The organism is Wolbachia endosymbiont of Pentalonia nigronervosa (genome assembly GCF_014534705.1).
Lineage (GTDB): Bacteria > Pseudomonadota > Alphaproteobacteria > Rickettsiales > Anaplasmataceae > Wolbachia.
Genome location: NZ_JACVWV010000030.1, coordinates 1 through 13864, shown reverse-complemented (window position 1 = coordinate 13864; position 13864 = coordinate 1). Strand labels below are relative to the sequence as shown.

17 protein-coding genes and 1 pseudogene are annotated in these 13864 nt (G+C 34.2%); 9 read left to right on the top strand and 9 right to left on the bottom strand.

The genetic code is table 11. From position 1 onward, the window contains the following. Nucleotides 1-179, top strand: a 179-nt coding sequence (locus IC220_RS04090; RefSeq protein ID WP_188152690.1) for a transposase, incomplete at its 5' end; no start/stop codon positions are given. A gap of 36 nt (nt 180-215) precedes the next feature. Then, nucleotides 216-667: pseudogene (locus tag IC220_RS04085) on the top strand (winged helix-turn-helix domain-containing protein); the annotation flags it as partial. 281 nt (nt 668-948) lie between these two features. Here the strand turns inward: IC220_RS04085 and IC220_RS04080 are convergent. The 3 genes from IC220_RS04080 to IC220_RS04070 form a co-directional block, all read right to left on the bottom strand. Continuing rightward, on the bottom strand, nt 949-1848 hold the full coding sequence (locus tag IC220_RS04080) for an ankyrin repeat domain-containing protein (RefSeq protein ID WP_188153294.1): 900 nt from the start codon (nt 1846-1848) through the stop codon (nt 949-951). Nucleotides 1849-1947: 99 nt separating this feature from the next. Then, a complete protein-coding gene (locus IC220_RS04075; protein WP_188153293.1) occupies nt 1948-3060 on the bottom strand; it encodes a saccharopine dehydrogenase NADP-binding domain-containing protein in 1113 nt (370 codons plus the stop codon). Beyond that, nucleotides 3060-3653: a DUF4166 domain-containing protein gene (locus IC220_RS04070; RefSeq protein ID WP_188153292.1), complete on the bottom strand. Its 594-nt coding sequence runs from the start codon at nt 3651-3653 to the stop codon at nt 3060-3062. The genes IC220_RS04075 and IC220_RS04070 overlap by 1 nt, the downstream gene beginning before the upstream one ends. Before the next feature lie 135 nt (nt 3654-3788). Between IC220_RS04070 and pheS the strand changes: the two genes are divergently transcribed. From pheS to IC220_RS04045, 5 genes are all read left to right on the top strand, one after another. Next, nucleotides 3789-4826, top strand: coding sequence for a phenylalanine--tRNA ligase subunit alpha (gene pheS / locus IC220_RS04065; RefSeq protein ID WP_188153291.1), 1038 nt, complete (start codon nt 3789-3791; stop codon nt 4824-4826). A gap of 2 nt (nt 4827-4828) precedes the next feature. Beyond that, complete coding sequence (gene glmU, locus IC220_RS04060; protein ID WP_188153290.1) at nt 4829-6124, top strand: bifunctional UDP-N-acetylglucosamine diphosphorylase/glucosamine-1-phosphate N-acetyltransferase GlmU; 1296 nt, start codon at nt 4829-4831, stop codon at nt 6122-6124. A gap of 132 nt (nt 6125-6256) precedes the next feature. Continuing rightward, the gene (gene rpmF, locus IC220_RS04055; protein WP_188153289.1) at nt 6257-6442 is read left to right on the top strand and encodes a 50S ribosomal protein L32; all 186 of its coding nucleotides are present in this window, start codon (nt 6257-6259) and stop codon (nt 6440-6442) included. Between the two features lie 9 nt (nt 6443-6451). Then, nucleotides 6452-7486 (top strand): phosphate acyltransferase PlsX, encoded by a 1035-nt coding sequence (gene plsX / locus IC220_RS04050; protein ID WP_188153288.1) that lies wholly within the window; start codon nt 6452-6454, stop codon nt 7484-7486. Continuing rightward, nucleotides 7479-8465 carry a beta-ketoacyl-ACP synthase III gene (locus tag IC220_RS04045; RefSeq protein WP_188153287.1) on the top strand — a complete coding sequence of 329 codons (987 nt, stop codon included), beginning with the start codon at nt 7479-7481 and terminating at the stop codon, nt 8463-8465. The genes plsX and IC220_RS04045 overlap by 8 nt, the downstream gene beginning before the upstream one ends. A gap of 12 nt (nt 8466-8477) precedes the next feature. Here IC220_RS04045 and IC220_RS04040 read toward each other — a convergent pair whose 3' ends face one another. The 5 genes from IC220_RS04040 to IC220_RS04020 all read right to left on the bottom strand — a co-directional run bounded on the left by IC220_RS04040 (nt 8478) and on the right by IC220_RS04020 (nt 12520). Then, the gene (locus IC220_RS04040; RefSeq protein ID WP_188153286.1) at nt 8478-8846 is read right to left on the bottom strand and encodes a hypothetical protein; all 369 of its coding nucleotides are present in this window, start codon (nt 8844-8846) and stop codon (nt 8478-8480) included. 82 nt (nt 8847-8928) lie between these two features. After that, entirely contained in the window at nt 8929-9675 is a 747-nt protein-coding gene (locus IC220_RS04035) for an SDR family NAD(P)-dependent oxidoreductase (RefSeq protein WP_188153285.1), read from the bottom strand. A 20-nt stretch (nt 9676-9695) separates the two neighbouring features. Beyond that, nucleotides 9696-10523: a YihY/virulence factor BrkB family protein gene (locus tag IC220_RS04030; RefSeq protein WP_188153284.1), complete on the bottom strand. Its 828-nt coding sequence runs from the start codon at nt 10521-10523 to the stop codon at nt 9696-9698. A 104-nt stretch (nt 10524-10627) separates the two neighbouring features. Next, nucleotides 10628-11872: a flavodoxin-dependent (E)-4-hydroxy-3-methylbut-2-enyl-diphosphate synthase gene (gene ispG, locus IC220_RS04025; RefSeq protein WP_188153283.1), complete on the bottom strand. Its 1245-nt coding sequence runs from the start codon at nt 11870-11872 to the stop codon at nt 10628-10630. Between the two features lie 18 nt (nt 11873-11890). Beyond that, the gene (locus tag IC220_RS04020; RefSeq protein ID WP_188153282.1) at nt 11891-12520 is read right to left on the bottom strand and encodes a TRP75-related protein; all 630 of its coding nucleotides are present in this window, start codon (nt 12518-12520) and stop codon (nt 11891-11893) included. Nucleotides 12521-12688: 168 nt separating this feature from the next. Here IC220_RS04020 and IC220_RS04015 point away from each other — a divergent pair, with 168 nt between their 5' ends. Further along, on the top strand, nt 12689-12967 hold the full coding sequence (locus tag IC220_RS04015) for a SemiSWEET family sugar transporter (protein ID WP_188153281.1): 279 nt from the start codon (nt 12689-12691) through the stop codon (nt 12965-12967). Nucleotides 12968-13201: 234 nt separating this feature from the next. Beyond that, nucleotides 13202-13693 (top strand): hypothetical protein, encoded by a 492-nt coding sequence (locus IC220_RS04010; RefSeq protein ID WP_188153280.1) that lies wholly within the window; start codon nt 13202-13204, stop codon nt 13691-13693. Here the strand turns inward: IC220_RS04010 and IC220_RS04005 are convergent. After that, the coding region (locus IC220_RS04005; protein WP_188152743.1) for a transposase at nt 13690-13864 on the bottom strand (175 nt) is incomplete at its 5' end. The two genes, IC220_RS04010 and IC220_RS04005, sit on opposite strands and share 4 nt — an antisense overlap.

Sequence of the window (13864 nt, the reverse complement as noted above, 5' to 3'; positions counted from 1 at the left end):
GTTCCAATAGAAAAACACCAAGAGAATACGATAAAGAGCTTTATAAAGAGAGAAATCTCATCGAAAGAATGTTCAATAAACTCAAGAATTTTCGTAGGGTTGCTACTCGTTATGATAAATTAGCTATTTCTTTCTTATCTTTTGTCCATATTGCTTCTATATATCTTTGGTTAAAATAAATGTCGACACTACCTAAGTGTAATAGCGAGGTATAAATGGCATTAAGATCAAAATTATTGGATGAAAAAGTGGTAAAATCAGCAAAAGAGATGCTGAAGAAAGTAAGAAATAATGCATATGTTTCAAGAAAATTACATGCAGTAATAGCAGCTAAAGAGAGCAGTATAACTGCTGTAGCAAGAGTGTGTAAAATTTCAAGAACTGCACTGACTGAGTGGATAAAGCACCTGAAATTTGATAGAGAAGAAAAATTGTTTGCTCCCCCTCAACGTCGTAGAAAAACTAGATTGAATCAAAGTCAACGTGGAGGTATGGATACAAGAAAATCCAAATATTACCATTAAAGAAATGAGAATAAAAATCCAAGAAAAGTTTGGCCTAAATGTTAGTAAATCCACAGTACACCATGATATGCAAAGGATGAAATTCTCATATATTACACCAACATCATGGCCAAGATAAAAGCAAACAAGAGGAGTTTAAAAAAAAATCTCAATGCTTGAGTGCACTTTGTGTAAATTTGTTACCTCTCTTGCTCACTCCACAATTAAACAACTCTGCTATGTATCATATTTGTCCCCCTAATAATGAGAATTGGTATAACAATGGAATATACAACATTAATACGTTATCACAATAGTATAATCAAAAAAAGTAGTACCTTCTTTCAAAATGCGTTCATTATTTTTATAATAAAAAAGATTTATCTTGTACCCTGCATATTTTGATTAACCCTTCTTTACACGCCCAAATTACCGTGTATTTTTTTTATAGTGTAATCTGTTGTCCTTGTATGAAGTCTGTTAAATCCACTTCTTTCAATTTACTACTAAGTGTGTACTTAGATGTCGCATATGTAATGCCATAAGCTATACAACCAGTTATTAATGCAAACGCTATAGTTGATCCAATTACTGCAAACACTAATGGTACTGTAATAACACCAGATTGCCACAACAAAAGGCCGCCAGAAGCAGCAGCCACGCAACCCATGCCTGTCCCTATAGAAATACCTACATCTTCTGCTTCGGACTTATGAATAAATGATTGATCTGCACCTTTCTCGATGAGAAGTTTCATTCCTTTCAGGAAATTGTTTCTGAACGCTATATGCAGTGGTGTTGCTCCACCTTGATTTTGCGAATCAATCTTTGCGCCATTATTAAGCAGCAAATTCATCATCTTTAAGTCCCTTGCACGCACTGCTAAGTGCAAAGGTGTCTCACGCCAACATTTGCATTGCACATTAACATTTGCCTTCTTTTCATCATTTTCAAGCAAGAGTTTTGCTACGTTTACATGCTTATATTCAGCTGCTAAATGTAAAGGAGACATACCACGTTCATTTTGCAAATTAACATCCGCTCCTTCTTTTACGAGACAATTCGCTACTTTCTCATGTCCCCATTTAGCTGCTATGTGCAATAAACTTGATTTATCTGCATGTAAAAACAGATGATTTATATCAAAATTGTCCGCTTCCCACTCATAATATATATTCTTTATATCCTGATATGTATTCTTATCTAGTAGATATGAGGCTTCATTCTTGTATCGAAGTAGATATTTCTTAATCTCTTTACATATATCTTTTTTACAGAGACTGCTATCTTTATTGATCATTGTCAGTAGCCCTGATAGAGTTGTTGCAGAATATAATCCTAACATTTTATTGTCTTAACTAAATATATTAATAACTTAATTATTGCATATTTTTACAGATGAGACAATCTTTATTATGTTTGAGCATATAACTATAAAATTAAATTAAATTTTTTCTGTACAATGTTGTTCTATTGCAAATCCATCTAACTCTTGCATATATTCCTCCAATGTGATTAGTCCCATACAAGCCATAGCACCATATTCTTTAATATCTCCAGCTAGCAGCTTTTTAGCAAGTATCACAGCTGGCACGCATGGAATTTGCGGCCCATCACCTTCTTTTGCAATAATAAACCACTGTATTTCCTTTACATTATTTTTATTATCTTTGCCTTTGATGAGCATATGCATTCCGCCATTTTGTGTACTCATCCAATCAAACCAGTGACTGATATACAGAAAAAACTTTGCGTATTTCTTTAGCTGAATTGGCAGCCCTAATCTCACCAGCCAGGACATTATCCATATACTAAAATGTAGTATGCTGCTTTCCATACCAGCAGAAAACTGAATATGCTTCATACCATAGCGTTCAGGAAATAACTCAAGATCAGGTATATCACAATTAGCCATCCAACGTTTACCAATTTCTGGATAATTCTGACAATAAACATTCTGCCAACCATAACATTTTTTTATGTAACTAGGATATGGTTTCAGCGGCTTGCCTAAATAAGAGAGTACAGACTGTGTTGTAGCAAGACCACGCTGTGTTTTGCCTCCTGGGCTAATACCAAATATTAACGATTCTATTTGGGAAAATTTATCCTTGTATTTCTCTAATACTGCAGATGATAATCCAGGAACAGTACTAGCTCCACTGACTACTAATACACTATTCTTCTTGGCGTGTTCATCTAAAACATGAATACCACTGACAAAATCTCTATCATCAGCTAGATCTAGATAGTGTATTCTTTTTTGTATACAAATTTCAGCAATTGAATAGCTAGCATTTTGAAACGGACCACAAGTATTGATTACTACCGCAGGTTTTAATTTTAATAGTTCAGTATTAAAGTTTTGGTAGGCGTCAAATGCAGCAGTTTTCACCTTAGCGTTTGGGTATTTTGAAATTATGTCAGTTTTAAACTCATCCACCTTCTCCTTGCTACGCCCTGCTATGATAATGTTAATGCCTGCCTTAGCAAGAGCAAAGCATATCCTTTGGCCAAACATTCCACAACTTCCTAGTATCAGTACTTTTTTATCCATCAGCTCTCTTGCCCCCTAATAGTGAAATTTCCGCCATAACCGTATACTTTGCCAAATAATCTATGTCTTATTTCAAAGTACATTCTAAATTCATTGTCTGATATTGCCTCTTCTTCTGCATAACCCTTTCCCATCAATAGATTGATTGGTAGAGGGATTAAGAGCCCAAAAAATTGCCATACATACCCTCTATGCTGCAGTACTACTTTCTTTCCATCATAGAAACAACTCATGCGCCATCCTATATTGAAACGCATGAATTCTATTACGTCATCTCCTGTCAGACGTACCATACGAGAATAAAAACGATACGGTTTTTTGTCAGGAAAAGAAAAGGTGCGATTAAAGTATAGTGTTTCAGAATCTGACTTACTCACAAAACTTACGCTTACAGGTATATTTTTACCCTGATATGGTACTAATACATTAAATATTTTCAAAAATGGCTTAAGAAGATATATAAGCCAAGAGCAATGCACATCAAGCTTACCATCAACCGTCACTATATCATCACTGTAAGCACGATTAGAATAACGCTTCTGCAGAACTTTTGGTAAATCTTTCCATTTTTCCTGAAAAACACTAGTGAACATAAGCTAGCCTGTTAAATGTACAGTCAATGATAATATAAAAAAATTAATCTTCTATTAATTTTGTTCTGAGATAAGAGGTTCATTGATGTTATTGAATATTTCACTATAATTACAGTTTAAGTTGATATTTTTAAAATGAGCACACAGCTAAAGGATGAGATATCTTCAATTAAGAACAAGGCAATTGCTGAAATTGAAAGTGTTGCTTCCTTGCAAAATCTAGAAAAATTGAGGTTATTATATTTAGGGAAAAAAGGTGTAATTAGATCTTATTTTGATAATTTAAAAAAGGTAGAAGATGCAGAAAATAAGCGCAGTTTAGGTGCAGTTATTAATGATTTACATGATAGCTTGAGCGATCTTATCAGGCATAGAGAAAACGTACTCAAAGCAGAAGAAATTAATGCAAAATTGCAAAATGAAGCAGTGGACGTCACCTTGCCTCCTAGACCAGAAAAAGTCGGAAAAATTCACCCATTAAGTCAGGTTATAAGGGAAGTTAAACTTATCTTTGCACACATGGGTTTTGCAGCAGTGGACGGACCGGACATTGAAGATGAATTTCATGTTTTTGATGCATTAAATACCCCAAGCCATCATCCTGCTCGAGAAGAACAAGATACTTTTTATCTAAAAAATAAAATCAATAATCAGAGAATGCTACTGCGTACTCATACTTCATCAGTACAAATCAGAGTTATGGAAAAAACAAAGAGTTTTCCTATCAAAATAGTGGCACCAGGCAGAGTGTATAGAAACGATTTTGATGCAACTCATACCCCTATGTTTCATCAGATAGAGGGACTATATGTAAATGAGAACGTTAATATGGGTCAATTGAAATTCACTATTCATCACTTCCTTAATAAATTTTTTGGTGAGAAAGAACTAAAAATACGTTTTCGTAATAGTTTTTTTCCTTTTACTGAACCTTCTGCAGAGGTAGATATAAGCTATAAAGGTAGTAAGTGGATAGAGGTGCTTGGATGTGGGATGGTGCATCCTAATGTTTTTCAAAATGTGGGAGTAGATCATACAAAGTATAAAGGTTTTGCGTTTGGCATTGGTATAGAAAGGTTAGCAATGTTAAAATATCAGATCGATGACCTACGCAGCTTTTATGATAACAAAATTAATTGGCTTGATCATTACGGTTTTCATTTTTCATCATAAAAATGAACAAAGCTTGCATCGTTATTATCCTTGCTGCTGGCAACGGCAAGCGTATGAATTCAAAATTGCCTAAGGTATTGCATAAAATAGGCAATTTTTCCATGCTGGAACACGCAATCAACAGCTCAAAGCAATTAAATCCTGAAAATATAGCAATTGTAGTTGACCAATCTTTAAGTGAGAAATTAGGGAATTTTAAAGGTATACAACTCGTTACGCAAGAGTCAGTGCTCGGCACTGGTGATGCAGTAAAAACTGCAATGAAAAGCCTGAAAGAATTGCCGGATTCAAGCATAGTTGTTGTGCAATATGCGGATACTCCTCTTATAGAAAGCAGTACAATAATTAAAATGGTCGATCGCTTAAAAAATAATGCTCTAGTTTGCCTTGGTTTTAAAACCAGTAACAAAGAATATGGTAGGCTAGTTGTTGAAGATGGTGCTTTAAAAGACATTGTAGAAGCAAAAGACGACGAAAGAAAGAATGTGGAATTTCTTGCTAATGCCGGAACAATGGTCACTTCTGCAAAGAATCTACGTAAACTGATTAAAGAAATAGAATGTAATAAATTCACTCAAGAGTATTATTTAACTGATATAGTTTCAATTGCAGTGAAAAGCGGATTGAATGTCAATTACGTTACTATCGATGAAGAGGAGGCAATGGGTGTGAATAGTAGGCATGATCTGGCAAAAGCTGAATTTTATTTTCAGGAAAGTAGAAGAAAATTTTTTGTTGATTCTGGAGTAACATTAATGGCTCCAGACACTATTTTCTTTTCTCTCGATACACAAATTGCTCAAGATGCAAGTGTGGATCCGTACGTTGTCTTTGCTCCTGGTGTTGAAGTTGAATCCGATGCAAAAATATTATCATTCTCACATTTAGAAAACTGCTTAATTAAAAGTGGTGCCACTATTGGTCCATTTGCCAGAGTCAGCAAAGATACAATAATAGGTAATAATTCAATAATAGGTAATTTTGTGGAAGTGAAGGCAAGCACAATTGGTGCAAATACTAAAATAAAACACTTAAGTTACATAGGAAATACCCAAGTGGGAAAGGAAAGCAACATAGGAGCTGGTACAGTTGTTTGCAACTATGATGGAAAAAAGAAACATGAGACAAATATAGGAAACAACTGCTTTATTGGGGCTAACAGTTCATTGATTGCACCGCTTAATATTCATAATAATTCCATGGTTGCGGCAGGTAGTGTGATAGTCGATGATGTACCGGAGGAAAGCCTTGCTATTGCAAGGGAAAAGCAGGTTATTAAAGAGCATAGCTATAGCTAACTGACCATTTCTCTGATGATAACTTTGTTATCCATTTTATAGAAAACCTACATTTATAATGATAGCATACTATTTACTTTGCAAAAAAAACATGTTATTAATAAGTTTAAATTTATAAAGATGGAGGAAATTGTGGCAGTTCCAAAGAGAAAAAAATCTAAATCTCGGCGTGATATGCATCGTTCTCATCATGCTATTAAGCCTAAAAATATTGTAGTAGACTCAAAGACTGGAGAATTTATGTTGCCTCATAATATAGCAATTGATGGTCACTACAAGGGCAAAAAAGTTTTCGTCAAACAACAAGCTGCAGAATAGTGATATGCTATGTTGTCTACTGTCAACAGTGAGATAGTTGTAGCGCTTGATGCTATGGGTGGGGATTTTGCCCCTCTTTCTATGATACGTGGCGCTAACTTTTTTTTAAATAATCTTCTTGACCATAATACTAAGGTTTTTTTTTATATTTATGGTGATCAGCAAAAAGTTTTACCTTTGCTATCAAAGTATAAAAAGGTGAACGATAATTCTGAGTTTACTCACTGTTCTGATAACGTTTTAGCAAATGATAAGCCATCTTTTGCATTGCGACGCCGCAAAGATTCAAGTATGAAAGCTGCTATTGAAGCAGTAAAACATGGTAAAGCTTCCGGTGTAGTCTCTTCAGGAAATACTGGAGCATTGATGGCAATTTCCAGGTTTGTGTTAGGTACATTGCCAAACATATATCGTCCCGCTATTGTCTCCATATGTCCCACAAAATCAAAAAGTTTTGCATTGCTTGACCTTGGGGCAAATGTTGATTGTAATGCTGACTCATTATTTCAATTTGCATTAATGGGCAGCATATTTGCAAAGATTGCGTTAAAAGTTGACAGCCCTAAAGTAGCTTTACTTAATATAGGTACAGAAGAAGTGAAGGGTACTGATGCAATACGAGGGGCTTTTGAGTTACTGCAAAATATTCCGGGGATTAATTTCACAGGTTATATAGAGGCAAGTGAATTTTTAGAAGGCAATGTAGACGTAATTGTTGCTGACGGTTTTGTTGGCAATGTGATGTTAAAGACAGCTGAAGCTACTGCAAGTACTTTTATCCATCTGATAAAACAGGGATTATTTAATTCATGTACTGGAAAAGTGCTTGGTGTATTGTTAAAACCCAAACTGAATAAAGTATTAATGCGCTTCAATCCTAAAGTTAGGAGCGGAGCTATGTTTTTAGGTCTAAATGGCATTGTTATTAAAAGTCATGGAAATTCCGACGCTGTTTCATTTGCTCACGCTATTAAATTTGCAGTACACTCTATAAGAGAAAATCTTAACCAAAAAATAATTAACGGAGTAAATAGCATTGAATAAAAGCTTTATATTAAGTACTGGTTCTTATTTGCCAGAAAAAGTGCTAACCAACAACGAAATTTCATTAATGGTCGACACAAATGATGAATGGATCAGACAAAGAACTGGTATTGCTCAGCGACATATAGCTAGTGAAGGAGAATTAACATCAGATCTAGCTGTCAAAGCAGCAGAGAATGCTATCACAAATGCTAATATTTCAGTGGACGATATTGATTTAATTATAGTTGCAACGACAACTCCAGATAAAACTTTTCCTAGTTGTGCAACAATTGTACAAAACAAGTTGGTATGTAAAAATGCATTTGCTTTTGATGTTCAAGCCGCATGTTCTGGATTCGTATATGCAATGACAGTTGCTGATTCATTAATAAAGTCTAATGAAAAGATCAAACATGCATTAGTTATAGGTGCTGAAACAATGTCCAGAATTGTTAACTGGGAAGATAGAGCAACTTGTGTATTATTTGGAGATGGTGCTGGTGCAGTGATAATGAGATCTGCAGCATATAACACTAAAACTGAGGTACCAGAAAATTTTACAAGAGGTATAGTATCAACTAACCTGCACTCTGATGGTAATACAGACATACTACATACAAGTGGTGGTGTATCTTCTACTGTTGATTCAGGAAAAATATGCATGAACGGAAGAGAGGTGTTTAAACATGCAGTAGATAAATTAGCAAGTGTAATAGAAGAAACACTAAAGCACAATCATCTTAAAATCAGTGATGTGGATTGGCTTATCCCTCATCAAGCAAATATTCGTATTATTGAGTCAGTAACAAAAAAATTAAGTTTTCCCATTGAAAAAGTTATCAATATGGTTGAAAAATATGCAAATACCTCAGCTGCATCAATTCCATTAGCTTTAGATTGTGTAGTACAGGAATCAAAAATAAAACACGGAGATACCGTAATGCTTATAGCAATTGGTGCAGGGCTAACTTGGGGCTCTGTACTATTACAGTACTAGAAGCCCTGATGTTTATTTCTCTGAGATCTTTTCTATTAACTTTTTAATTAACGACCTTAATTTTTTGCTAGATTCATCAAGATTTTGAATCATATCATCTTGTAAACTATATGACTTAATTATTTCTTTATGAGAGCTTTTGATGTAACTAATCATCCCTTCAATTTGAGCAATCATTTTATTAATATCCATACTACCTGAATCTGGTATCATAGCATTAGGTACAGCTCCATCCAGCAAACCACCAGCCATAAGTTGTTGTGACATTTGCATAAATGGCTTTAAAGTTTGATTGAGCAATTCTGGGTCTTTAGCTAACTTTTCTATTTGCTCTTTACAAGTTTCCATATACTGCTTCATAAACTCGTCTTCGTTACTCATATTAGACCTACCTATAAATAATTACCTATTACATTATACACTGCTTTTCAATTAAAAACAACAAAAATTATACCTAAACTAACTAGGTTAATGGGAGAGTCTCTCCTGATACATTACAATTTTCAGAAGCTAATTCCACAAATTTGCCGGTCAATTGATCTGCTGATATTAATCCAGCAGTATCTTTCCCAGGAAACGCTTGTCTATATACTTCACTATCAACTGGGCCTTCTGGATATACAGCATTTATACACAATTTTGTATGTTTCGTTTCTGATGCATATATTTTTACCATTATTTCTAATGCAGCTTTACTTGCAGCATATGCCCCCCAATATGGATGAGATGCAGGGGATAGCGTCACCTCTGAAGTAACAAAAATTATTCTTCCAGAGTTAGATTTTTTTAATATAGGATCCAAATTTTTCAATAAATGCCAATTGGCAATAAAATTTGTATCTACTATGTTTTGGAACATTTGCAGGCTGTAATCCTGAATGGGATGTAGCTCACCTAAAATTCCAGAACAAACAACCAGTACATCTAGTGCTCCAGATTCTGATAACTTGAGATTTGTTATATTGTTTGCAAGTAGTTCAACATTCTCAAAGTCCAAAAGGTCAAGTTGTATTAATGTTATGGAATTTTCTTGAAGTTCTTCAAATTCCTTAATTTCATCATATAGTGTGTTGAGATTATCAATAGACCTTGAAACCAAAATTACACGTGCACCTTCCTTAATAAATCTCTTAGCAACAGCGGAACCTATTGTACCGGAGGCTCCGGTTATCAGGGCTACTTTACCTTCTAAAAGTTTACTATTACTCATAGTATTTCCTCCATTTTTTGTTACCTAATAAAATTTTCATGATTTTTTAATTGAAAATTGAATTTTGCTCCATATATAAAAATTAAACTAAGCATATAGAAAAATAATAATGACACCACCACACCACCTAAACTTCCATATATCAAGTTTAATTGATTAAAGGATGTTTTTAAGTATTTTTTAAAAACTGCAGCAGACACTGTCCATAGAATAACAGCAACGCACGAACCTGGAAACACATCTGCTAAATTTTGCTTTATATTTGGCAACATAAAATATAGCCAAGAAACCACTGCAAAAAGCACAAACTCAACAAACAGATATTTGCCATAGGTTAATCTATAATTAGAAAAATCAATAAGCATTGGTATTAGTGTGGAACACACTATCGTTAAAGTTATAAGGAGCGTAATAACTAAAAATTGTAGTATGCTTAATACTCTTCTAAGTATATACGGCGATGAAACTGGTACTTTATAAGCTTTATTTAATATAGTTCTTAGTCCCTCAATAGTAGACGAAGCAGTCCAAACTGCGCCTACAATAGCCAAAGTCAATAAACTCTGTGGTGGACCTGATATTATCTCTTTAATACGTGGCATTAAGGATGATAAAATATCCTGAGGCATATTGTCAATTATGAGTAACCAACCAATATTATATTGATCTAATAAATTTGCAAACGTTGATGCTAAAGCCATTAAAACAATAAGAAAAGGAAATATTGATAATAAAAGTAAAAACGACAAATATCCAGCATGCTCTATTCCATCATTATAGATGGTATCAATTAGAGCATGGTAAAGGCAATTAAGGACTGTATAAAATTTCTGTAATAATTTATTCACGATAATATTAAAGTAGATAAAAATCTATTTTAGATGAAATATACTTTTAAGTAAAAAGATCTTTATTTTAACTATTTTGAGCATCAGCAAGCTTTGATAAAGATCTAAATTCTAAAATGCTCTACTACGTAGCTATCAATAATTTTTCTAAATTCTTCAAAAATATTATCACCCTGTAAAGTGCAGAAATACTCACCATCCTTATAAACAGCAGAAATTGGCTTTTCTCCATATCCTGGAAGACTAATTCCTAAATTCGCATGTTTACTTTCTCCAGGACCATTTACTATACATCCCATTACTGCAACACTCATATGCTCCACTCCTGGATTTTTTTCTTTCCACACAGGCATACGAGTTTTTATGTAATCATTAACTTCCTGAGTCAACACACGAAAGCGATCACTACTGGTACGCCCACAGCCAGGACATGAATTAACTTGCGGATTAAAGTAACGCAAACCTATAGATTGCAATATTTCCTGACATACTGCCACTTCATCGGTGCGTGATTCTCCAGGGCGTTGAGTTAAAGAAGCTCTTATGGTATCCCCAATGCCATTTTGCAATAAATAAGTTAAACCTGCTGTAGTATTGATTACTCCTTTATTGCCCATACCAGCTTCAGTTAAGCCTAAATGTAAAGCATAATTGGAAGATTGTGTAAGTGCTGTATATATTGAAATTAAATCCTGTACCTTACTAACCTTACATGAAATAATTATTTTATCTGAATTAAGACCAATCTCTTCGGCTTTTTTTGCACTACCCAAAACAGACATAACAAGCGCTTTTCGTAGTATAATATCAGAAGTGCTGGAGCTCTCATCCATCAATTTCTGTAATATACGTTTATCAAGACTGCCCCAGTTTACTCCAATTCTGATAGGCATATTATGCTCTATTGCATACTTTATTACCCTTTCAAATTTCTCATCACGTTTGTTACCAAACCCTATATTACCCGGGTTGATTCTGATTTTACCCAACATTTTAATATTATCCGGATAATTCTGAACCAACCTATCCAGCTCATATTGCCCGCATCCTACCAATATCTTACTATCAAATCCTTCTTTATTTATCTCCTCAATTATATAAGGTATCGATTTCGCTACTTCCTCTGAATTTAAGGCAATTCTTACTAATTCCGAACCTGCACGTGCTAGCTCTACTATTTCTTTTGCATACTGTTTGGCACTGTTTTGTATATTACAGGAGTCTATAGGAACACCAAGTGCCATAGATTGTACTACTATAGGATTCTCACCACCTATCTTTACCCTGCCAACTTGTACAACGTGAGTTTTATGCCTGCGTCTATAAAGAGTATCATCCATGTCTAGCATATGATTTAGAATGCCAGGCTATTCTGTTGAATCAATAACACTGTCAAACAAAGTTGCATCACTTACACTATCGTTACAATTGCTCGTTTCTGAATCAGAAATAGAATCATGAGCACATATCATCTTTTCAAATGAGGTATCCTGTATAGTCACATTAATAGGAGAAATCTTTTTTTCTTGCATCACAGGAGTCTTTGTTTCTTCTCCCACAGAAAACCTTTTTTGCCCATCGCTATACTGCAGAACTTCTTCACGATCTATAAACACAGCACCTTTTAAGCGTGCAAGATTAATACCATGTTGATCTATCATGGCGTCCACTTCATCGTCTACTATACAAGCCTCTTGATATTCATCATAAGAGTTAACAATATTTTTTTCTTTTAGTGTTTGAGCTAAACTTTCCTTAGTGAATTTTTTATTAGCCTTACCTTGTAACTTCTTTTTTTTTAGCAATTCTCTACGCTTTTTATATAATTGATATGACTCAGCGAATTCCTCATCTGCATTAAAATTTGCACCACCAGGATTACCAGGAGGTATATACTTTCTACTTAAATTCGCTCTAGCTTCAGCATCATACATGATAAAAAAGCTGCAAATCAAAAGCATTAATATCAATAAAATTTTAGAAAGAATTTTTAACATATTGCTCTATAGCCGATATTGTATCTCAAAGGCTAGCAAATAATGCACTTGAAGTAAACTAGATTTTTTCAAGTCTATGAGACTTCTTGATTAATAAATTAAATAACTGTATACAATTAAAACACTGAAGACATAAAATTTAGAATTAAGAACAAGTATGGGGGATGTATGTACATAGAAGAATTCTTTGGCTTTATTGCATTGGTTACAACTATAGTTGGGTTATTACCTCAAGTATATAAAGCACATGTCACTAAACTTACTCGTGATATATCAATGCTAATGTTAGTGAACTGTCTTCTTTGTTCATTATCTTGGCTTGGCTATGGTCTCTGTCAGGGTTCACTTTTTGTGATATCTAGCAATATTGCTGCATCAGTAGTGAGTATAGTATCAATTATCCAAAAATGCTACTATGACGCAAAATCTTCAGAAAGCACTTCATAAACAGCGATAGAAGCACACAACATACTTATAGGGGAATAAATTAGGTATTGCATTTTAATATATACCTGTTATATCTTAAAAATATATTTATTATGAGGAGGTTAGTATGTATGAAGATCTGTTAGATTTCGGAGACTTTATTAAAAGTCTGGTAGAAAAAAAGAAACACCTGAAGAATTGATTAATGGTCTTACTTCAGCTTATGAAAATAAGATAGCTGAAGTAACCAAACTAATGAATAAGTTTGAGGAAGATGATGCATTAGTCTGGTGGTTGGATTCCAAAGTACCTGAAAAGGATAAAGTGGGGTGGATTGAATTTTGGGCAATGCCTGTTAAGAACGTTAACTGGTCTAGAGTATTAGATAAAGATAAAGATAAGGTAAAGCAGGACATAGAAAGATTCTTTAAATTCTATAAAGAACTTGAAGATCTTGCTCAAGAGATAAGTGAAGTTGCAACCGAGAAAGGCATTGGTGCTGCTGAATCTGAGGTCAACTGCTTAAGTGAAAAGTTAAAAGCAGCTGTACGTGATTCAGAGGAAGAAAAGGATATGACAAACAGTAGCGCTGTTTATCACTTACACCGGCGCCTTATAACGGTGCAAAGTAGGATGATAAGTAAGTTAGAGTCAGTTCACTTGAAAGCTTCACGTGAAAAAAATCGTGAATTAGAAAAGAAATTGGAAAAAAGTGAAGATCTAAGAAGATGTCTTGAAATCATTTAAGTAGCTAATTTATTAAGCATAACGGTAATCATATTAAAGAAAATATTGGTTTTTGAGGTAAGAGGAGAATGTTCGTAATCTTTGCTCATGCGCCTAAAATTGGAGAGCCAAGCAAAGGTTCTTTCAACTATCCAACGTTTTGGAATAACCTGAAATCCTTCAGCTTCGGGA